The sequence below is a fragment of the Aliamphritea ceti genome (assembly GCF_024347215.1).
Lineage (GTDB): Bacteria > Pseudomonadota > Gammaproteobacteria > Pseudomonadales > Balneatricaceae > Amphritea > Amphritea ceti.
Window position 1 is genome coordinate 2,108,915 of sequence record NZ_AP025282.1, and the last position, 19,867, is coordinate 2,128,781.

The 19,867-nt window shown below is 47.1% G+C and carries 16 protein-coding genes and 1 tRNA gene; 10 read left to right on the top strand and 7 right to left on the bottom strand.

Annotated elements, in window-relative coordinates; translation table 11 throughout:
• Positions 1–23 precede the first annotated feature (23 nt).
• The 3 genes from OCU49_RS09670 to OCU49_RS09680 all read right to left on the bottom strand — a co-directional run bounded on the left by OCU49_RS09670 (position 24) and on the right by OCU49_RS09680 (position 3,039).
• Positions 24–665 (bottom strand): pseudouridine synthase, encoded by a 642-nt coding sequence (locus OCU49_RS09670; protein WP_261844776.1) that lies wholly within the window; start codon positions 663–665, stop codon positions 24–26.
• A complete protein-coding gene (rlmD, locus tag OCU49_RS09675) occupies positions 665–2,104 on the bottom strand; it encodes a 23S rRNA (uracil(1939)-C(5))-methyltransferase RlmD (RefSeq protein WP_261844777.1) in 1,440 nt (479 codons plus the stop codon). Before rlmD ends, OCU49_RS09670 begins: the two co-directional genes overlap by 1 nt.
• Before the next feature lie 140 nt (positions 2,105–2,244).
• Positions 2,245–3,039: an adenosylcobinamide-GDP ribazoletransferase gene (locus tag OCU49_RS09680; RefSeq protein WP_261844778.1), complete on the bottom strand. Its 795-nt coding sequence runs from the start codon at positions 3,037–3,039 to the stop codon at positions 2,245–2,247.
• Positions 3,040–3,233: 194 nt separating this feature from the next.
• Here OCU49_RS09680 and OCU49_RS09685 point away from each other — a divergent pair, with 194 nt between their 5' ends.
• On the top strand, positions 3,234–4,235 hold the full coding sequence (locus tag OCU49_RS09685) for a glycosyl transferase family protein (protein WP_261844779.1): 1,002 nt from the start codon (positions 3,234–3,236) through the stop codon (positions 4,233–4,235).
• A gap of 119 nt (positions 4,236–4,354) precedes the next feature.
• Here OCU49_RS09685 and OCU49_RS09690 read toward each other — a convergent pair whose 3' ends face one another.
• Positions 4,355–5,524, bottom strand: a complete 1,170-nt coding sequence (locus OCU49_RS09690; protein ID WP_261844780.1) for a cation:proton antiporter domain-containing protein — start codon at positions 5,522–5,524, stop codon at positions 4,355–4,357.
• Between the two features lie 201 nt (positions 5,525–5,725).
• On the opposite strand from OCU49_RS09690, the gene nfuA reads away from it, so the two are divergent.
• The 5 genes from nfuA (at position 5,726) to OCU49_RS09715 (ending at position 11,707) form a co-directional block, all read left to right on the top strand.
• Positions 5,726–6,319: a Fe-S biogenesis protein NfuA gene (gene nfuA / locus OCU49_RS09695; RefSeq protein ID WP_261844781.1), complete on the top strand. Its 594-nt coding sequence runs from the start codon at positions 5,726–5,728 to the stop codon at positions 6,317–6,319.
• Positions 6,320–6,710: 391 nt separating this feature from the next.
• Positions 6,711–9,137, top strand: a complete 2,427-nt coding sequence (lon, locus tag OCU49_RS09700; protein WP_261844782.1) for an endopeptidase La — start codon at positions 6,711–6,713, stop codon at positions 9,135–9,137.
• Between the two features lie 129 nt (positions 9,138–9,266).
• The gene (locus OCU49_RS09705) at positions 9,267–9,542 is read left to right on the top strand and encodes an HU family DNA-binding protein (protein ID WP_205655877.1); all 276 of its coding nucleotides are present in this window, start codon (positions 9,267–9,269) and stop codon (positions 9,540–9,542) included.
• Between the two features lie 142 nt (positions 9,543–9,684).
• A tRNA-Asp gene (locus tag OCU49_RS09710) sits at positions 9,685–9,761 on the top strand.
• Between the two features lie 68 nt (positions 9,762–9,829).
• A complete protein-coding gene (locus OCU49_RS09715; protein ID WP_261844783.1) occupies positions 9,830–11,707 on the top strand; it encodes a SurA N-terminal domain-containing protein in 1,878 nt (625 codons plus the stop codon).
• A gap of 123 nt (positions 11,708–11,830) precedes the next feature.
• Here OCU49_RS09715 and OCU49_RS09720 read toward each other — a convergent pair whose 3' ends face one another.
• On the bottom strand, positions 11,831–12,739 hold the full coding sequence (locus OCU49_RS09720; protein ID WP_261844784.1) for a LysR family transcriptional regulator: 909 nt from the start codon (positions 12,737–12,739) through the stop codon (positions 11,831–11,833).
• Between the two features lie 103 nt (positions 12,740–12,842).
• On the opposite strand from OCU49_RS09720, the gene OCU49_RS09725 reads away from it, so the two are divergent.
• Positions 12,843–13,568 carry a sulfite exporter TauE/SafE family protein gene (locus OCU49_RS09725; protein WP_261844785.1) on the top strand — a complete coding sequence of 242 codons (726 nt, stop codon included), beginning with the start codon at positions 12,843–12,845 and terminating at the stop codon, positions 13,566–13,568.
• A 171-nt stretch (positions 13,569–13,739) separates the two neighbouring features.
• Here the strand turns inward: OCU49_RS09725 and acnB are convergent, their stop codons facing one another.
• The gene (gene acnB, locus OCU49_RS09730) at positions 13,740–16,334 is read right to left on the bottom strand and encodes a bifunctional aconitate hydratase 2/2-methylisocitrate dehydratase (protein WP_261845221.1); all 2,595 of its coding nucleotides are present in this window, start codon (positions 16,332–16,334) and stop codon (positions 13,740–13,742) included.
• 653 nt (positions 16,335–16,987) lie between these two features.
• Between acnB and OCU49_RS09735 the strand changes: the two genes are divergently transcribed.
• Positions 16,988–17,710 (top strand): YebC/PmpR family DNA-binding transcriptional regulator, encoded by a 723-nt coding sequence (locus tag OCU49_RS09735; RefSeq protein ID WP_261844786.1) that lies wholly within the window; start codon positions 16,988–16,990, stop codon positions 17,708–17,710.
• Positions 17,711–17,814: 104 nt separating this feature from the next.
• Here OCU49_RS09735 and OCU49_RS09740 read toward each other — a convergent pair whose 3' ends face one another.
• Positions 17,815–18,426, bottom strand: a complete 612-nt coding sequence (locus OCU49_RS09740; protein WP_261844787.1) for a LysE family translocator — start codon at positions 18,424–18,426, stop codon at positions 17,815–17,817.
• A gap of 230 nt (positions 18,427–18,656) precedes the next feature.
• Between OCU49_RS09740 and OCU49_RS09745 the strand changes: the two genes are divergently transcribed.
• Both OCU49_RS09745 and OCU49_RS09750 read left to right on the top strand, forming a co-directional pair.
• Positions 18,657–19,352 carry an aspartate/glutamate racemase family protein gene (locus OCU49_RS09745; protein ID WP_261844788.1) on the top strand — a complete coding sequence of 232 codons (696 nt, stop codon included), beginning with the start codon at positions 18,657–18,659 and terminating at the stop codon, positions 19,350–19,352.
• A 77-nt stretch (positions 19,353–19,429) separates the two neighbouring features.
• On the top strand, positions 19,430–19,867 hold the full coding sequence (locus tag OCU49_RS09750) for an SRPBCC family protein (protein WP_261844789.1): 438 nt from the start codon (positions 19,430–19,432) through the stop codon (positions 19,865–19,867).

A 19,867-nucleotide genomic window follows, 5' to 3' on the forward strand; every position in this document is an offset into this window, starting at 1 on the left:
AGTTCCGTAAAAGACTGACTGGGTTAGAAGTCGGCAGGTGCGGTAAAAGTAAGCGAAGTGCCGTTAACGGGGTGGCTGAAAGTTAATTGTTCAGCGTGTAACAACAGCCGGGGTGCCATAGCCTGCTGTGCTTCGCTGGCGTAAAAACGGTCGCCGGCGATAGGGTGGCCAAGCGCCAGCATATGTACTCTCAACTGGTGTGAACGTCCGGTAATCGGGAATAAATTAACTCTGCAGCGGTCCTGCATGCGTTCTGTGACCTCCCAGCGGGTTTGTGCCGGTTTGCCCTGTTCATGATCAACCATTTGTAAGGGGCGATTATCCCAGTCGCAACGCAAGGGTAGGTCGACCAGTCCGCTGTTTTCAACCGGTGAGCCGGCAATGATTGCCTGATAATACTTATCCGTTTCCCTGTTTTGAAACTGCATACTAAGATGACGATGGCTGTCGGCATTGAGTGCGATGACCATCACTCCGGATGTTGCGTAATCAAGGCGGTGCACCATACGGGCGGTCGGGAAGTTTACCTGTGCGCGCCGCCACAGGCAGTCCTGTTTGTCTTCGCCTTTACCTGGCACTGATAACAAATCCGCAGATTTGTTAACAACGATCAACTGCTCATCTGCATAGAGTAGCTGGTCGGCATTCAGTGGCGGGTAGGACATTAACGTCGTCTCCAGAAGCTGTGGTTAACAGGCTTGCTGCTGCTTTTACGCTTCTTCAGAGTGTCTTCACGGTGATGGCTGTTTTTACCTAATAGCTTTTCTTGTTGTTCAGGTTTGAAGTGTGGATCACGTTCAAACAAAGCAACTGATTCTATGTGATGTGTCTGCGGGAACATATCTGCCAGCATGAAGTGGCTAAGAACATAACCGTGTCGCTGCAGTTCGCCGCCATCACGAGCAAGAGCGCCAGGGTTGCAGGCAATATAAAGAATCTTGCTTGCCTGTAACTGACAGACTTCCTCGATGATGCTTTCTGCGCCAGCCCGTGGCGGATCTAGCAGAATCTTATCGTATTTGTTTTTGTACCACTTACAGTATGCGATATTATCGGCCAGATTCGCACGGAAGAATGTGCAGTTATCGATACCATTTGCTGCAGCGTTTGCAGAGGCCTGCTCGACCATGGCATCGCTGCCTTCAACACCTGTTACTGATTGGGCTTTACGTGCTAGCTGTAAAGAGAAGTTGCCCGATCCACAGAACAGATCGAGGATTTTATCTTCTGTCTGAATATCCAGAAGTTCGACAGCTTTATTAATCATTTGCTGATTAATTTCAGCGTTTATCTGAATAAAGTCGCCACTGTGAAAGGCGAGGTCAACATCATTGATGCGATAGCTGGCGCTAAGCTTTTCACTTTTCTCATGCTGTAAGCTCAGGTCGTAGGCTTCACAGACTGATGTAAAAATACTCAGTTCATCTTCATTCAGTGGCTTTAAGTGACGCACGCTAAGTAAGCCGTTATTGTCGCCCAGGCTGATATCCAGATGTGTCAGGTGTTTAACTGAAGGTAATGCTTCGAGAGCGTCTCGCAGGCTGGCGCAAATGTTTTCCAGTCGCTTATCAAGTACCGGGCAGTTATCAATTTGTGTCAGTAAGTTTGAAGCGCGCCGCCGGAAGCCGATAATGACTTCACCGTCAGCTTTCTGGTTAATACCAATTCGTGCACTGCGACGGTAATTTTCAGCAGGTCCCTGCAACGCTGGCAGAGTTTTCTGCGGTGTAATATGGCCTATTCGTGACAGTTGCTCGAGTACCTGAGTTTGTTTGTGGTCTACCTGTGCGTCCTGGCGCAGGTGCTGCAGGTCGCAACCGCCACAAGTCTGATAATGCTCACAAAAAGGCTCAACACGATCTGCGCTGGCAGTAATTACTTCCAGGCAGTCTGCTTCATTAAATTTTGCCTTGGCATTATGCACCTTAGCCAGCACTGTTTCGCCGGGCAGTGCATGGCTAACAAATGTGGCTTTACCGTCAAGTCGGCCAACGCCGCGGCCGTCATGGCTTAAGGAGTCGATTACCAGTTCAACCGGTTCGTTAGTCAGTGTTTTAGCTGGCTGGTGTTGTTTGACAGGTGGGCGTTGATTAGCTCGGCGCATGATGTGGCTCTGTTCAGGAAAAATTTGCTGCAATTGGCAAGACAGGAGACTGTCGCTTGAAAGCGATCTGTAAATCGTCCGGAATTATTTGGCAGGACTTATAAGCTGCGGATTTTACCAGTGTCGGGCTGGAAAGCAATTTATGTGATTAGCCAGCATAAGTATAAATAGATACTTAGCTCGGATAATTGCTGGCAGGCGCCAAGGCAATCGCCCGTATAGCCGCCAATACGTTTCAGAAAGTAGCGTCGGCAGGCCAGGGCAGTGAGGACGGCGGGTACTAGTGTTATCCAAACCGCAGTAAGAGAAAATATATCACTGTTGATAGCCGTTAATATCAGAACAATCAGCACTGGCAATGCAGCAAAGCTTAACCCGCCGAAACTGATACCGCGGCCCATGCTGCGGGCTTTGCTGTTAGCGTCGGCCCTGACGTACTGGTCGAGATAGATCAGTAATAATGGGCTGAATCGACTCAGAGTATGAGTCAGAATAATGATCAGTGTAATATCGGTCAGCGCAATATTGGCAAGATTATTTAGGGTGATATATTTCATGCCCAGTGCCAGTAATAACGCAATGCAGCCATAACTGCCGAGCTGGGAATCTTTCATGATGGCGAGTATCTGAGGTTTCTCCCAGCCACCACCAAACCCGTCAGCACAGTCTGCTAATCCGTCTTCATGGAGCGCACCGGTAAGTAAAATACTGGTGAGGATAGCAGCAAGTATTGCCAGTGCTACCCCGAAAAGGTGTTCGGCAATAACAAAGCTTAATGCGGAACTACAACCTATCAGGATGCCAATCCAGGGCAGGTAGCGGTTGGCGAGCTGGCTGTTCTGTTGGCTGTATTCAATACCTTTAGGTGCAGGTAAGCGGGTAAAAAATACCAGGGCGTTAAAGAACAAATGATAATGCTTATGCAGAGTTTTCATGAAAGCTGGGGTGCCTGGTCGGTAACAGGCAATAATGCCGGTCAACAAATGTTAATTTATACCTTTGCGCCCTGTACTCTAGCCTTTAGAATTCAATGACTGCGTATGTTAGCCATTTTATTAATAGATAGTTGATGGCTGTCAGGCACTTGCGGTAACTCCGCGCACTTTAATTTAATCAATCGAGAAGGTCTATGTCTCTGGAACATCCTTTTGCTCAATATGTACGTATTCTTGGTAAAGGTAAGAAGGGCTCTCGTTCACTTACCCAGGAAGAAGCTCATGATGCCATGCAGATGATAATCCGTGGTGAAGTTGAGCCAGAGCAGCTGGGAGCATTTATGATGTTGCTGCGGGTGAAAGAGGAAGCGCCAGAAGAATTGGCAGGTTTTGTGAGTGCTGTCCGTAGTGAAATGAATCCTCCACAGGGCTTACAGGTCGATATTGACTGGTCAACTTATGCCGGGAAAAAGCGTCAGCTACCCTGGTTTCTGTTAAGTGCCTTTGCGCTTGCTGACGCCGGATACAGGGTGTTTATGCACGGTGCCCGAGGTCATACTCACGGCCGGATGTATACCCAGGAAATGTTAGCGATGTTCGGTATAGAGGCCTGTCAGGACTGGCAGCAAACTGCTACAGCATTAAGTCGGGATAACTTTGCGTTTATGTCGATTGAACAGCTTAGCCCGAAGATGTCGAAGATCATTAACCTGCGTAATATTATGGGTTTGAGATCACCGGTTCATACCTTATGCCGTTTACTTAATCCTTTGCATGCTGAGCATACGGTAGATGGCGTATTTCATCCCGCGTATGGTCCTATGCATCAGAAAACAGCAATGTTGCTGGGTGTGAAGCGCGGTTTGACGATTAAGGGCGATGGTGGTGAGGCAGAGATTAAACCTGACAGCGATTGCGATCTGCAGTGGACCTTTGATGGTGAGTACCAGACAACTGAATGGCCGCGGTATTACCCACGCAGGCTGGTGAAGCAAGAGCTGAACTTGGAAGAGTTAGCCGGCCTGTGGCGTGGCGATGTTGAGCACGAATATGGTGAAGGCGCTGTTATTTCTACATTGGCGACTGTACTGCAGCTGCTCAGTGATCAGGCGCCTGAACAGTCAAGTGCTGCTGAGTATATTTTAAAGGCAGAAGAGATCTGGAAGGCGCGTAACAAAGCGAAGTTTTCTGCCTGATATTATTTAAGTGCCCGAATTGGCTGCAGAGAACTCTCCATTAAAGAGCTCTCCATTAAGAGTTCTCTATTAACAGCTCTCTGTAGGGGCAGAGTATTTCCAGAATAACGCCGGTGCAATTAATCCCGGCGTAATTTATCTGAAACCGCGATCGGATTCGGAAAGTTAAATATCACGACATAGGTGGATAACAGGAAGGTCAGGATAGCGGTCGCCTGAATAACATGTGAAGCCTCCTGGCCTATCAGTGCAGTACTGGTCGCCAGATAAGCAATCAGTAATGAAAACTCACTGATCTGACCCAGCCGAAACCCTACTTCCCAGGCAAGTTGCTTGCTTTCACTGATACGTCTCAGTAATACCCTGAATACCAGAGGCTTGAGTGCCAGTACTAAAATTGCCAGCACCAGTGCCGGAATCAGAATGTCTCCCAGCAACGCCAGGTTAAAGCTGGCACCGATTGAGAAGAAGAACAGAATCAGGAAAAAGTCCCTTAAAGGCTTCAGGCTGGTTGCGATGTATTGAGCGATAGGGCTGGTTGCTACTGCAACACCGCCGATGAATGCACCTATTTCAGCGGATAGTCCGGCCAGTTGAGCGATCTCTGCCATGCCCAGGCACCAGCCGATTGCCACCAGGAAGATGTATTCATGGAAGCGGTCAAAGTGATGAATCAGGGGTAGCAAGCAATAGCGCACAAACAAAAACGCAACGACGATAATGGCCGGTAAGGCGATGATTGTTTTGACAAACATCATAGGATCATTTTGTTCTGAGCCTGTGTTGTTCAGAACTAACAGAACCATGATGGCAATAATGTCCTGAAGCAGTAGCAGACCAACCACCAGTTCTCCGGTGTGTTTATGATGCAGGACTGTTGTTGGCAGAAGCTTGATGCCAATGATAGTGCTGGAGAACATCAGGGCTACGCCCATGACAATTGCTTCTGTCTGGGTAAAGCCAAAGGCGATGCCAACAAGATAGCCTATTACCATGAAAATTAACGCACTGAGTATGGCCACCAGAGTCGCTTTGCGAAGCATCTGGACTAAGTGTGAGGGTTGCATATCCAGGCCAAGCAGGAATAGCAGAAAAATAATGCCGATATGAGAAATGTCAGCAAGTAGTTTGGTATCGCCAATGAATGCGAAACCGTACGGGCCTAATAAAGCGCCAAGTACTATATAGGCAACCAGTAATGGCTGGCGTGTATATAAAGCGATAGTGGCAAGGACCGCCGCACCGGTAAAAATCAGGAAAAACGAGAATACTAAGCTTTGTTCTGCCATTTGCCAGTGAGCCCTGTATGTAGGATGAACGGGTCAAAAATCAACAGTTTAATCAATCGGAGCGTACATATGAAGCGGTCTGTTGATTTAAGCCCAGAATAAAAATAGTCAATCTGTTGTCTAATAACTGATCAATTTACTCGGATTTAGAATGGGTGTATCCTGCACGCCACAAGAGTTGTATTTGCCACAGGAATATACATGAATATTACGGTTACTGAGTCGGCTGAAATTTATCTGGCCGAACTGTTGGAAAAACAGAACGTTGAAGGCATTGCCGTGCGTATGTTCGTAACCCAGCCAGGTACCCCATACGCTGAAACGTGTCTGGCATATTGCCGACCAGAAGAAGTCGTTGCTGACGATGAAGTGTTAGAGCTAACAAGGGTTAATTTTTATTTTGAGCTTAATAGTCTGCCTTATCTTGAAGAAGCAACAGTTGATTACGCGACTGACCGCATGGGCGGCCAGCTGACGATTAAAGCGCCAAACGCTAAAGTGCCTAAAGTTTCTGCTGATAGCCCTATGGATGAACAGATTACTTACATCCTGTATTCAGATATTAATCCGGGCCTTGCTTCCCATGGTGGTGAAGTAAAATTGGTTGAGTTAGTAGAAGAAGAAGCCGGTCATATTGCTATTCTGCAGTTTGGCGGTGGTTGCCAGGGTTGTAGTGCTGTTGATATGACGCTGAAAGATGGCGTAGAGAAAACCTTGGTTGAACGTATTCCGGGTCTTATAGGTGTGCGTGATGTAACCGATCATACGGTACGTGATAACGCTTATTACAAGTAAATAGCGATCCGGTTAAGAAAAGGCTCCTCAGGGAGCCTTTTTTATTGCCTGAAATGACGTGTGTCGGGTCGTTTTTGTATGCTTTTTAAACAGTTTTAGCGTTGCTTTGAAAAGCAGAGAATTATTCCCATTATGGTAGATTGTATCGCTGTGTCTGAGCTGCTATAACCTGTGTAGCCTGATGAGAAACATTAAATAATCAGGCGGAGCGGTTGGGGCTTACAACATATTGACCTTGAAAAAGAATTTAAGATTATTTTTATATATAGCGCTTGTAATCTGATTCACGGCCCCCATCTAGTTTTAAAACGTTTTGTTGCATATCTATCTAACCTGTCTTTGGTTTTTGGCAGAGTTTCATAGGCAGTATCTGAAGAAGGAGAGGGTCCCCATGGCACCACTCGAGAATAATACTGAGATCACTACCACGCTTCCGGTTTTACCTCTGCGCGATGTTGTTGTTTACCCGCATATGGTTATCCCCCTGTTTGTCGGCCGCGAAAAATCTATTAAGGCCCTTGAATCTGCGATGGCGCAGAACAAAGAAATTCTGTTGGTTGCACAAAAGAATGCTTCCGATGATGAGCCGGTCGGTAGCGACCTGTTCTCTGTCGGTACTGTTGCCAGCGTGCTGCAAATGCTGAAATTGCCGGACGGCACAGTAAAAGTTCTGGTTGAAGGCGACTACCGTGCGAAGGTAGAAACACTGAATGAAGATGGTGAGTACTTCACTGCTGATATTTCAGTACTGCCTGTTGCTGAGTTAAACCCTGCTGAAGGGGATATTTACAAGCGTACCGCGCTGGATCAGTTTGAGCGTTTTGTTCAGGTGAACAAAAAGATTCCTTCAGAAGTGCTGAGCTCTCTGTCCAGTATTGATGAGGTTGGCCGTCTGGCTGACACTATCGCTGCCCATATGGCGCTTAAGCTGGATGAAAAGCAAAGTATTCTGGAAATGCTGGATGACCGGGCCCGCCTGGAGCATCTGATGGCGCTGATGGAAGCGGAAATCGACCTGGTTGAGGTTGAGAAGCGCATTCGTGGCCGCGTTAAGAAGCAGATGGAAAAAAGCCAGCGTGAGTATTATCTGAACGAGCAGATGAAAGCGATTCAGAAAGAGCTGGGCGATCTGGATGAAAATGGCACTACCGATATCGAAGAGCTGAAAAAGCGTATCGATGAAGCGGGTATGCCAAAAGAAGCATACGATAAGACCATTAATGAATTTAATAAGCTGAAGATGATGTCACCGATGTCAGCTGAAGCAACTGTTGTACGCAGTTACGTTGACTGGATGCTGCAGATCCCATGGGCGAAGCGCAGCAAGGTCCGTCACGATATGAAGCGTGCGGAAAAAATCCTTAACGAAGACCATTACGGTCTGGAAGAAGTTAAAGACCGTATTCTTGAGTATTTGGCGGTACAGAAGCGGGTTCGTAAGCTTAAAGGTCCGATTTTATGCCTTGTAGGACCTCCGGGTGTAGGTAAAACCTCGCTGGGACGTTCTATTGCCCGTGCGACAAACCGTGAATATGTCCGGATGGCGTTAGGTGGTGTGCGTGATGAAGCCGAAATTCGTGGCCATCGTCGTACATACATCGGTTCGCTGCCAGGTAAGCTGATCCAGAAAATGGCGAAAGTAGGTGTACGTAACCCACTGTTCCTGCTGGATGAAATTGACAAAATGGGTATGGATCAGCGTGGTGATCCTGCATCAGCATTGCTGGAAGTACTTGATCCGGAACAGAACAGTACTTTCAATGATCATTATCTGGAAGTGGATTACGATCTCTCAGATGTAATGTTTGTCTGTACCTCTAACTCGATGAATATTCCGGGTCCGTTACTGGACCGTATGGAGATTATTCGCATCCCGGGTTACACCGAAGATGAAAAGTTAAACATTGCTAAGAAATACCTGGTTCCTAAGCAGATGAAGACCAATGGTCTGAAAGCTAACGAGCTGGAAATTGCTGATAATGCTGTGCTTGATTTGGTGCGTTACTACACCCGTGAAGCAGGTGTTCGTGGTCTGGAGCGTGAAATTTCTAAAGTATGCCGTAAGGTGATTAAAGAGATCACACTTGCTGATATGAAGAGCGCCAACATTACGGTTGATTCTGAAAACCTCGAGCAATACAGTGGTGTGCGCAAGTTCAACTTCGGCATTGCTGAAGAAGAGGATCGTATCGGTCAGGTAACGGGTCTGGCGTGGACGTCAGTCGGCGGTGATATTCTGACCATAGAATCCGCTGTGGTGCCTGGTAAGGGGCGTCAGGTGCATACCGGTTCTCTGGGTGATGTCATGAAGGAGTCTATCCAGGCGGCTCTGACAGTCGTGCGTAACCGTGCTGAGTCTCTGGGGATCGCTGACGAGTTCCACGAGAAGAATGATATCCATATTCACGTACCTGAAGGCGCGACGCCGAAAGACGGCCCGAGTGCAGGTATTGGTATGTGTACAGCGCTGGTATCGGTATTAACGAATATTCCTGTTAAGTCCGATGTGGCAATGACAGGTGAGATTACATTGCGCGGACAGGTGCTGCCAATTGGTGGTCTGAAAGAGAAATTACTGGCTGCTCACCGCGGTGGTATTAAGACGGTTATTATTCCGCATGAAAATACCCGTGACCTGAAAGAAATTCCTGATAACATTAAGGCTGATTTAAGTATCTGTCCTGTTAAATGGATCGACGAAGTGCTTGAAGTTGCACTGAAATTTCAGCCGGAACCGTTAAAAAAGGCTGAAAAACCAAGCGTATCGTCAAAGAAAAAGCAAGCAAAAACTGAGTCCGGACAAATAAAAACGCATTAATGGCAAATATGGGTAAAAGTGGCTGAAAGTCGCTTGACACCTGAATCTGCCACTTGGTATAAATTGTCCGACTATATTGCTGGGCATGGATTAAGAACATATAAAAATGATTGGTAAAAGGGGAACAAAGTGAATAAATCTGAACTGATTGATGCAATCGCGGCTTCTGCTGATATTCCTAAAGCGGCTGCTGGTCGCGCACTGGACGCAACTCTAGAATCTATCTCTGGCGCTTTGCAGAAGAATGATTCTGTTGCTCTGGTTGGTTTTGGCACATTCAGTGTTAAAGAGCGTGCAGCACGTACTGGTCGTAATCCACAGACTGGTCAGCCAATTGAGATTGCTGCTGCTACTCTGCCTACTTTCAAGCCTGGTAAGGCTCTGAAGGATGCTGTAAACAAGTAAGATATCTGTTATTCCGGTTCGTTCATTCTTCTGCTTCCTGGTGTCGACTTTCAGGCTTTGCTTAGCCCTGAAAATTTGGCAACTTGTAAACAGAGAATAAACGAACCAGTATAACTGCTTGTAGTAAAGGCGAGTGATTAAAGGAGCGGTAGTTCAGTTGGTTAGAATACCTGCCTGTCACGCAGGGGGTCGCGGGTTCGAGTCCCGTCCGTTCCGCCAATATCAAAGGCGCATTCTATAAGGATGCGCTTTTTTTTATCTGAAATTATTAGAGGTCCGGGAGGATCATGCTTCAGAATATCCGAGATAATTCAAAAGGCATTGTCGCTAAAATCATCGTAGGCCTGATTGCTGTGACCTTTGCTTTGTTTGGTGTTGAGTCTTTAGTTAGCCTGACTGCCGGATCAAATGCGCCGGCTACTGTAAATGGCGAAGAGATCAGCGAGCGTGATGTGCTTCAGGGCGCTGATTTGCAACGTCGGCAGTTGTTGACCCAAATGGGTGAGAATGCCGATCCTACCTTATTAGATGATAATCTGATCCGTAAGGCTGTGCTGGAAGGTTTGATTGAGCAGGAAATTCTGCGTCAGTCAGCGCTAAGCCAGGATATGACTATTTCCGATCAGCAGCTTGATCAGCTGATTGTGAGCACGTCAGATTTTCAGGTGAATGGCCAGTTCGACCGTCAACAATATGAGGCGGTTTTGCGTAATGCTGGTTTTTCTCCATTGTTGTACAAAGAGCTGCTGCTTAAAGATAAATTAATAGAGCAGGAACGTGCCGGTTATTTGCTGTCTGCGTTCACTACGGATGAAGAAGCCGAGCAAGTTGTTGCTCTGGATCGTCAGACCCGTGACTTCGCAGTGATTACATTATCTGCTGAAGCGTATAAAGCACAGCAGAATATTAGCGCTGATGATATCAATGCTTACTATCAGGATAATAAGTCAGATTTCATGACTGAAGAGCAGGTTATCATTGAATACTTGCTGCTGAATAAGCAGGATTTACGTGCTGGTATTGAAGTTGACGAAGCTGAGCTGCAATCACAGTTTGATCAGCGTCTGGCTGCTTTCCAGGCTCAGGAAGAACGTGAGATCTCACATATTCTTGTTGAGCTGGGTGATGACGAATCTACTGCCGAAGCGAAAGCTAATGATCTGTACGCACAGTTACAGGCCGGTGCAGACTTTGCTGATTTGGCGCGTGCTGAGTCCGATGATCCGGGTTCTGCTGATGCCGGTGGTGATCTGGGCGTTTACTTCCAGGGTATGATCCCAGGTGCTTTTGATGACACCGTTAATGAACTGGGTGAAGGTGAGTTGTCTGCGCCTGTACGTACTGATTTTGGCTACCATTTGGTTAAAGTTAATAAAATCAGTAATTCTGAGCCGCCAAGTTTTGATTCCCTGAAAGCACAGTTGGTTGATGAGCAACTGGCTAACAAAGTTGAGTCTCTGTACGTTGAAAAGCTTGAACAGTTAGCTGACCTGACATTCTCTGCGGGTGATTTACTGGAGCCGTCTGATGAGCTGAAGCTGGAAATTATGACAGCGCCTGCTTTTGGTCGTAACGGTGGCTCTGATGAGCTGACAAGCAATCAGCGTGTATTGCGTCAGGCATTTGATCAGGAATTAATTCAGGATGGTATTAACAGTACTCCGATTGAGTTGGATTCCGGTCGCGCAATGGTGTTGCGGGTTAAAGAGCACATTCGTCCACGTCAGTTGGCGGAAGATGAAGTAGCTGAAGTTATTCGTGCGCGTTTGATTGAGCAGGGTGCTTCTGATGCGTTGCAGGCTGATATTGATTCTGAATTGGCTGGCTTGCGAAGTGGTGCTGAGCGCAGCAGTATTCAGGGCTCGGACTGGGTTGTTGCTGATCAGGTGAATCGCGCCAGTAATGAACAACTGCCTCAAATAGTGCAGCAAGTGTTTAAGATGCCTCAGCCGGCAGATAATGCAGCTACTTATAGCAGTATTGATCTGTTAGGTGGCGATAAGGCGATTATTGCGCTGACTAAGGTTAACAATGCTGATATGCAAGTACTGACGACAGAGGAGCGTGCAGCGATGCGGGCGATGCTGGCGCAGCGTTTGGGTCAGTTTGATTATAAAGCGCTGTTAAAGGCGCGTCAGGCGGTTGCTGAAATAGAACGCCTGTAAAAAGTTTTTTAACTGCATGTCCTTAATGCAGATCCGCTGCTGGTAATTTTGAACTGAGTTATCAGCTAAGCGATATAGTCAAAACGCTCCTTTTAAGGAGCGTTTTTTTATGTCTGAAGAAACCTACTGTTGCCGGTCAGAGATTAGTAGCTGCCATAATTGCTGCGCCTGTGGGCTGTGAAGTCTGTTTTTCAGTCGTATCAGATAGATCGGATTAAGCAATCTGGATGGGTAGTTACTGATATCCAGTTGTTGTAACTCTCCGGATTTAAGTTCTGCTTCAATCATGTGGCGGGGCATGCGAGCCCAGCCCATGCCGGCCATGAGCAAGGTTTTTTTCATGTGATAGTCGTTTACATACCAGGTTTGACCTCCTGGGATGACATGTTTGTGAGGTATCGGTACAGAGCCGCTGTCAGTAATTAATATCTGCGCAAGATTACGAAAATAGTGCGGGCTAATCTGATTCTCTGGTTTGCCGTTTTCCGATCTGGGAATATCTGAACGGGATATAAAATCCCGGGTTGCTACTGTCAGAGTTTCGGTTTCGTCAATGACGGTAAATTCAAAGCGATCGTCCAGGCCTGTGTGCGGGCCTATAGCAAGGTCGGAAGTATCGGTATGCAATTGCTCCAGAACGCCTGATAAATGTTCAGTGTTGATTGTCAGGCGCATATCGGGACGTTGCTGGCAAAAGTCGCGGATTGTTTCCTGTTTCGGCAGTTGGCTAAACGTTGCGCTAATTGTGATGTGGAGAGTGGGTGTGCTCTGGTGTGCAAGCTGATGTCCCAGTTGTTCGAGTTCTTCAGTTTGGCTGATCAGCTGCTTCGCCTGCTGATAGAACGCGCGGCCAGCTTCGGTCAGGCTTGGCCGATAGCTTTCTCGATCCAGTAATTGCAATTCAAACTGTGTTTCAAGGTTTCGGACGGCGGCGCTGATACTTGGTTGTGTTTTGTAGATTGCGTTGGCTGCTGCACGAAAGCTGCCATGATCTACAACAGCAATAAATGCTTTTAGCTGGTCATGCGTCATGAAAGATAAATCCTTTCATTATGATAATAAGATGAAATTATTTTACTTTCGATATTACGAGTAATCTATACCCCCTACTGAGATTGTTGAAGGGGAGGTGTTTGTGGGATTTGAGCTGATTGTTTTAACTGTAGCAGGTTTTTTGACGGGGTTTTCTAAGTTCTCTGTTGGTGGCATGGGGTTGTTGATATTACCTGTCCTGATGTTAGCGTTTCCTGGTACCAGTGCGTTAGGCATTATAGTGCCGCTGTTTATGATTACAGATGTGTTGACCATGTGGCCATATCGTCGTGGTGCCGACTGGCAGCTAATCGCTAAGCTGCTGCCAACGATGCTTGCAGGTATTTTGGCAGGTAGCCTGCTGCTAACAGATATAGATGTGCAGCTGTTTTCATTGCTTTTGGGTGGATTGATTTTGCTGGCTTTGTTGCTGGGTATGTTGCTTGACCGAATGGGTTCGGGCTGGTTGCGTAAGCCGTTAGTGGTTGCGGTCATGGGGTTCTTCACCGGGATTATTGGCTTGTTGGCTAATGCTGCCGGGCCTTTAGTGAGTTTGTTTTTGCTGGAACAGAAATTAAGTAAGCGTAATTATGTATCGACACGTTGCTGGATGGCGTCTCTGACAAATCTGGCGAAAGTGCCGGTGCTAATGTATCTGGGTTTGCTGACTCAGGAATCAGTCGAAATAAGTTTGCTGGCAATTCCGGGTTTGCTGTTAGGTGGTCTGATAGGTTACTGCTTTTTAAATGCAGTGAGTGCTGCGCAGTTTAAGTGGATAATTCGTGGTCTGGCAGCGTTGGCGGCCACTAAATTGCTGTTTTTTAGCTGAAAGCGTTCAGCTGTGTCTGTTGACTACGGGCTGGTATAAAGCGGTGATGACAGATTTGCTTAGAAGAGCTGTTTAGTTGGTTTGCTGGCAGGTAAGGCCAAAGCAATTAATAGATTAAATTTTGGATATAAAAAACCCCGCATTAGCGGGGTTTTTTGTGTGACTTACTAATTATGCAGTAGCAATAACGCTTGAAGCTGCATTGGTATAAGTTTCGATCTGATCGAAGTTCAGGTAGCGGTAAACATCTTCAGCCATGCTGTCGATCTTAAGCGCGTATTCCATATACTCTTCTACAGTTGGGATCTTACCCAGCAAGGCTGCAACTGCTGCCAGTTCCGCAGAAGACAGGTATACGTTAGCACCTGTACCCAGACGGTTAGGGAAGTTACGTGTAGAAGTAGAAACAACAGTAGTGTTGTCGCCTACACGTGCCTGGTTACCCATGCACAGTGAGCAGCCTGGCATTTCCATACGTGCACCGGCTTTACCGAAGATGTTGTAGTAGCCTTCTTCAGTCAGCTGAGCGGCGTCCATCTTGGTTGGTGGTGCAACCCACATGCGTGTTGGCAAAGTAGTACCAGCTGCATCCAGAAGCTTACCAGCTGCACGGAAGTGACCAATGTTGGTCATGCAGGAGCCCAGGAATACTTCGTCAACATGTACGCCAGCGACTTCAGTCAGTGTCTTCACGTCATCCGGATCGTTAGGGCAAGCCAGGATAGGTTCTTTAACGTCAGCCAGATCGATTTCGATAACAGCTGCGTATTCAGCATCTGCATCGCCTTCCATCAGTTCTGGGTTAGCTAACCAAGCTTCCATGTTGCCAATACGGCGTTCGATTGTGCGTGGGTCACCGTAACCTTCAGACAGCATCCACTTAAGCATGGTGATGTTAGAGTTCAGGTATTCACGAATCGGCGCTTCGTTCAGCTTGATAGAGCAAGCCGCAGCAGAACGTTCAGCTGCAGAGTCAGACAGTTCGAATGCCTGCTCAACCTTCAGATCTGGCAGACCTTCAATTTCAAGAATACGGCCAGAGAAGATGTTTTTCTTACCGGCTTTAGCAACAGTCAGCAGACCTTGCTTAATTGCGTAGTAAGGAATTGCGTTAACCAAATCACGCAGAGTAACGCCTGGCTGCAGGGTGTCGCCCTTGAAACGCACCAGTACAGACTCAGGCATATCCAGAGGCATTACGCCAGTCGCTGCAGCGAATGCAACCAGGCCAGAGCCTGCTGGGAAAGAGATGCCGATTGGGAAACGGGTGTGAGAGTCGCCACCTGTACCAACAGTATCCGGAAGCAGCATACGGTTCAGCCAGGAGTGGATTACACCGTCACCAGGGCGCAGTGAAACACCGCCGCGGTTCATGATGAAATCTGGCAGGGTGTGGTGAGTCGATACGTCAACTGGCTTAGGATAAGCAGCAGTGTGACAGAAAGACTGCATAGTCAGGTCTGCAGAGAAGCCCAGACATGCCAGATCTTTCAGTTCGTCACGGGTCATAGGACCAGTAGTGTCCTGAGAGCCTACGGTAGTCATCTTAGGTTCGCAGTATGCGCCTGGGCGAATACCTTCAACACCACATGCTTTACCAACCATCTTCTGGGCCAGGGAGTAACCCTTATCAGACTCAGCAGGCTGTTCTGGCTTACGGAACAGGTCAGATGCATCCAGGTTCAGTGCTTCACGTGCACGTTCAGTCAGGCCGCGACCAATGATCAGAGGGATACGGCCGCCGGCACGAACTTCGTCCAGCAGTACAGGTGTTTTCAGGCCGAATTCGCACAGGGTTTCGCCTGTTTCAGCGTTCTTAGCAACACCTTCGTATGGGTAGATGTCGACAACATCACCCATATTCATGTTTGTAACGTCCATCTCGATCGGCAGAGCGCCGGCATCTTCCATTGTGTTGAAGAAGATAGGTGCAATCTTGCCGCCGAAGCAGTAGCCGCCAGCGCGCTTGTTAGGTACGTTCGGGATATCATCGCCGAAGAACCACAGTACAGAGTTAGTTGCAGATTTACGGGAAGAACCTGTACCTACAACATCACCAACGTATGCAACCGGGTGGCCTTTAGCTTTAACTTCTTCGATCTGCTTAAGAGGGCCAACGCTGCCGTGGTTAGATGGCTCAATACCTTCACGTTCCATCTTCAGCATCGCATTCGCGTGTAGCGGGATGTCAGGACGGGTGAATGCGTCAGGTGCCGGAGACAGGTCGTCAGTGTTAGTTTCACCAGGTACTTTAAATACGGTAACGGTGATTTTTTCAGCCAGTTCAGGCTTGCTGGTGAACCATTCGCCAGCTGCCCAGGATTCCATGATCTGCTTAGCATGTGCGTTGCCAGCATCTGCCTTGTCTTTTACGTCATAGAACGCATCGAACATCAGCAGTGTGTGAGACAGCGCTTTAACGGCAGCTGGTGCCAGTGCGTCATTGTCCAGTGCTGCGATCAGTGGTTCGATGTTATAACCACCCAGCATAGTGCCCAGCAGTTCAACAGCTTTAACCTGATCAACCAGTGGAGAAGTTGCGTCGCCTTTAGCGACTGCAGCCAGGAAACCAGCTTTAACATAAGCTGCCTGGTCAACACCTGCAGGTACACGGTTTTCCAGCAGATCAAGGATGAATGCTTCTTCGCCAGCTGGCGGATTTTTCAGCAGCTCAACCAGTGCCGCTGTCTGATCAGCGTCTAAAGGTTTAGCTGGTACGCTTTCTTGGGCGCGTTCTTCTACATGTTTACGGTAAGCTTCAAGCACGATATAGCCCTCATCTGTTGTTCTTTCCGGCCCCATAGAACAGCCGGCGGTCGATACGGCCCGTATTTGGACCGTTCTTGAATTTGGCGCGTGAATTCTAGCTCAAATCGATGAAAAAGTTAAGTTTTGTCAACAATGTTTATGTTAATACTTTCCGCTTAGATGAATTGTGACGCGACGGCATTTTAGTCATATGGCTGATGTGATCTGTGCTTAAGTATTTGTAATTAACTGTTTGTTTTTTATGGTTAATATTTTTCATTAAGTATTGATTGTTGAACGGATAACAGGAGCTTTAATGATCAGTTTCGCTCAAAGGCTTATCGGTGAGCGACATAACAAATAATGTAAAAGTGTAGACAGTCGGGACAGAAAAGGATTTTTTATTCAAGTTTTTTGGCTAGATTGTCGACAATGTCTGTGGTCAAAAGAGTTTTTAAAAATATTATGAATTTTTTAGGCCACAAACAGCTAAATTGTCTGTACTGCTGATGGTTATATAAACAAGTGGGTCACCGGATGACTTAAATTGTCATCTAAATCAGTCTAAATCTTAAGAATCAGGCATATTTGTCTGTCGGACTAGTGATAATTGCCGTCAGGCATTAGAATCCCTGTCATTGCTTTGAGTATCGGATGAAAGAGTATTTCTAATGGGAAGAAGTTTTGAGAATCGTAAGGCATCTATGGCGAAGACCCAGGGTGCTAAATCTAAGTTGTATGCTAAGTACGGTAAAGAGCTCTATGTTTGCGCGAAAAGTGGTGGCGTAGACCCGGATGGTAACTTGTCACTACGACGTCTGATTGAAAAAGCAAAAAAAGACCAGGTACCTGCTCACGTTATTGAAAAAGCGCTGGATAAAGCGAGCGGCAGCGGCGGTGAAGATTACGCTCACGCGCGTTATGAAGGCTTTGGTCCGGGCGGGTGTATGGTGATTGTTGACTGTCTGACAGATAACAATAACCGTACTTTCGGTGACGTACGTACCGCCTTTAACAAAGGTAAGGCTAAGCTGGGCGGCCAGGGCGCAGTAGCGCACATGTTTGACCACCGTGCGGTACTGGTGTTTCCGCATACGGATGAAGATGAAATCCTTGAGCTTCTGATGATGGCAGATGTTGACGTTGCTGACATTGAAAGTGAAGACGGCAAGATCACAGTGCTTGCGCCACATACTGAGTTCTTTAAAGCGAAAACAGCTTTGCACGAAGCGTTGCCAGATGTTGTGTTTGAAGTAGAAGAAATTACTTTCGTGCCTCAAACAGTAACAGAGCTTAGCGGTGAAGATGTTGAGCAGTTCGAGAAGTTTATGGATTTATTAAACGACTCTGATGACGTTCAGGAAATTTATCACAACGCTGAAATCGCTGAATGATATTAGTTGGCTGAAGCAACTGAATTAAAAAAGCCCTGCAGTGCAGGGCTTTTTTGTGTCTGTCGTAAAGCTATTAACAGGTAATTTGAGAACTAATACGTCTGTTAAAGCGTAATTACCCTGATCGCCAGCGCCAGCAGCACCAGGCCTGTAATACGATTAATCCACTGACTGTTACGCTGTAGGCGGTTTAGTACAGTGCCTCGTGAAAGTACCAGGCATACAAGTGTGTACCAGAAACCATCAACCAGCGTGGCTGTGGCAATCAGGATAAACCGATCTGTCTGACTGGCATCTGCAGATACAAACTGAGAAAACAGCGCGATAAAGAAAATAGCCAGTTTGGGATTCAGTAAAGAAATTAGCAGGCCTTCCTGTCCGGCCTGTAACAGTGAGGCTTTTTGGCTTGCCGTTACCTGCAGTGCATTGGCGCTACCGGCACGTATTGCCTGTAAGCCAATCCAGGCAAGGTAAGCTGCACCTGCCCAGGTAATAAGCGTAAATAACTGTCCGGACTGGCTTATCAGCAATGCCAGACCAGTCACTGTGGCAAATGCCCACAAACCAACTCCGGCGGCGTGGGTCCAGCTGGTGAGTAAGCCGTGCTGGCGGCTGTTGTTTACCGTCTGCTTTAAGACGACTGCCAGGCTTGGTCCCGGTGACATGGCGCCCAGACAGCAGATTAAAAATAATGAAAACCAGGCGGCAAGAGTCATGCTCTGATCCTTAGATGTTGCATTGCTTGAATGAATTTACAGTCCCTGAGGGGCAGCATTTAAGCGCTATGCTCTCAGGAATGCAACAGTCTGAATTTAACTGCCTGATTACAATAAGAAAAGCCTCTTAATTGTTGTTATTACATATTGTGTGTCATGCAATAAATAAATTGTGTCATTCAATCTGCCATGCCAGACTTTTCTGCATGGCGAATCACAAGGAGGCATGTATGAAAACAATCGGTATTTTAGGTGGCATGAGTTGGGAATCCAGTGCAGATTACTACGCCGCTTTGAATCAGGGAGTAAAGCAGCAGCTAGGTGGGCTGCATTCGGCAAAAATTTGTATGTTAAGTGTCGATTTTGCAGAAATTGAACAATTGCAGCATGCCGGTGACTGGTCCCGCTTAGCAGAAATTCTTGCCCGGCAAGCTGTTGCAGTTGAGCGTGGCGGGGCTGATTTTTTGTTAATAGCGACCAATACAATGCATAAGGTGGCAGAAGACGTACAAACTGCGATTAACATCCCGTTACTACACATTGCCGATGTAACCGCAGAAAAACTAATAGCTGATGGTGTAAAGCGTATTGGATTATTAGGTACCCGCTTCACTATGGCTGAAGAATTCTATAAAGGACGTCTTAGCGAAAAGTTTGGTTTAGACGTACTTGTACCTGATAACACGCAGCAGGATGAGATACACCGGATCATTTATGAGGAATTGTGCCAGGGGGAAGTGTATGAAGCTTCACGCAAGATCTATTTACAGATCATAGATGATTTGTTTACCCGCGGCGCAGAAGGTGTGATTTTAGGCTGTACTGAAATCGCCATGCTGGTGAAGCCAGAACACACCTCGATACCTCTATATGACACGACGGCATTACATGCCCGGGGTGCGGTTAAATTTGCCTTGGCTGAATGACTATTTAGCAAGCAGGCCTTTGGCTGACTAAACTGTAATCAGACAGTGTCTGTAAAAGTAGTCAGCAGGAGGCGATTATGATTATCAATCATCAGGTGGGCATAGCCGGTAGCGCAACTGATATATATGAAGCACTGACCACAAATGAAGGCTTAATGGACTGGTGGACTAATGATGTTACCGGTGCAGGAGAAGTCGGCTCAGTTATTCAGTTCCGGTTTAATGGTGGTGGGCCTGATTTTCAGGTAACGGAGTTAGTGCCAGACCAAAAGGTAGTCTGGCGGCACCATGGCAATATGCCAGAAGCCTGGAAGGGGACTGAAATCAGTTTCGATCTTATCCCCGGAGACAACCAGATACTGGTGCGTTTCAGGCATGCCAACTGGGAAGAAGCGTCAGACTTTATGGCGCATTGCACGACCAAGTGGGCGGTTTTCCTGCTGAGCCTCAAAGCTCTGATAGAAACAGGTACAGGCCAGCCTTTCCCCGACGACATTCACATCGATCACAGTTAA

Bases quoted from the DNA above. Each gene is read 5' to 3' on its own strand.
- OCU49_RS09670 (WP_261844776.1), bottom strand. From the start codon at position 665: ATGTCCTACCCGCCACTGAATGCCGACCAGCTACTCTATGCAGATGAG.
- rlmD (WP_261844777.1), bottom strand. From the start codon at position 2,104: ATGCGCCGAGCTAATCAACGCCCACCTGTCAAACAACACCAGCCAGCT.
- OCU49_RS09680 (WP_261844778.1), bottom strand. From the start codon at position 3,039: ATGAAAACTCTGCATAAGCATTATCATTTGTTCTTTAACGCCCTGGTA.
- OCU49_RS09685 (WP_261844779.1), top strand. From the start codon at position 3,234: ATGTCTCTGGAACATCCTTTTGCTCAATATGTACGTATTCTTGGTAAA.
- OCU49_RS09690 (WP_261844780.1), bottom strand. From the start codon at position 5,524: ATGGCAGAACAAAGCTTAGTATTCTCGTTTTTCCTGATTTTTACCGGT.
- nfuA (WP_261844781.1), top strand. From the start codon at position 5,726: ATGAATATTACGGTTACTGAGTCGGCTGAAATTTATCTGGCCGAACTG.
- lon (WP_261844782.1), top strand. From the start codon at position 6,711: ATGGCACCACTCGAGAATAATACTGAGATCACTACCACGCTTCCGGTT.
- OCU49_RS09715 (WP_261844783.1), top strand. From the start codon at position 9,830: ATGCTTCAGAATATCCGAGATAATTCAAAAGGCATTGTCGCTAAAATC.
- OCU49_RS09720 (WP_261844784.1), bottom strand. From the start codon at position 12,739: ATGACGCATGACCAGCTAAAAGCATTTATTGCTGTTGTAGATCATGGC.
- OCU49_RS09735 (WP_261844786.1), top strand. From the start codon at position 16,988: ATGGGAAGAAGTTTTGAGAATCGTAAGGCATCTATGGCGAAGACCCAG.
- OCU49_RS09740 (WP_261844787.1), bottom strand. From the start codon at position 18,426: ATGACTCTTGCCGCCTGGTTTTCATTATTTTTAATCTGCTGTCTGGGC.
- OCU49_RS09745 (WP_261844788.1), top strand. From the start codon at position 18,657: ATGAAAACAATCGGTATTTTAGGTGGCATGAGTTGGGAATCCAGTGCA.
- OCU49_RS09750 (WP_261844789.1), top strand. From the start codon at position 19,430: ATGATTATCAATCATCAGGTGGGCATAGCCGGTAGCGCAACTGATATA.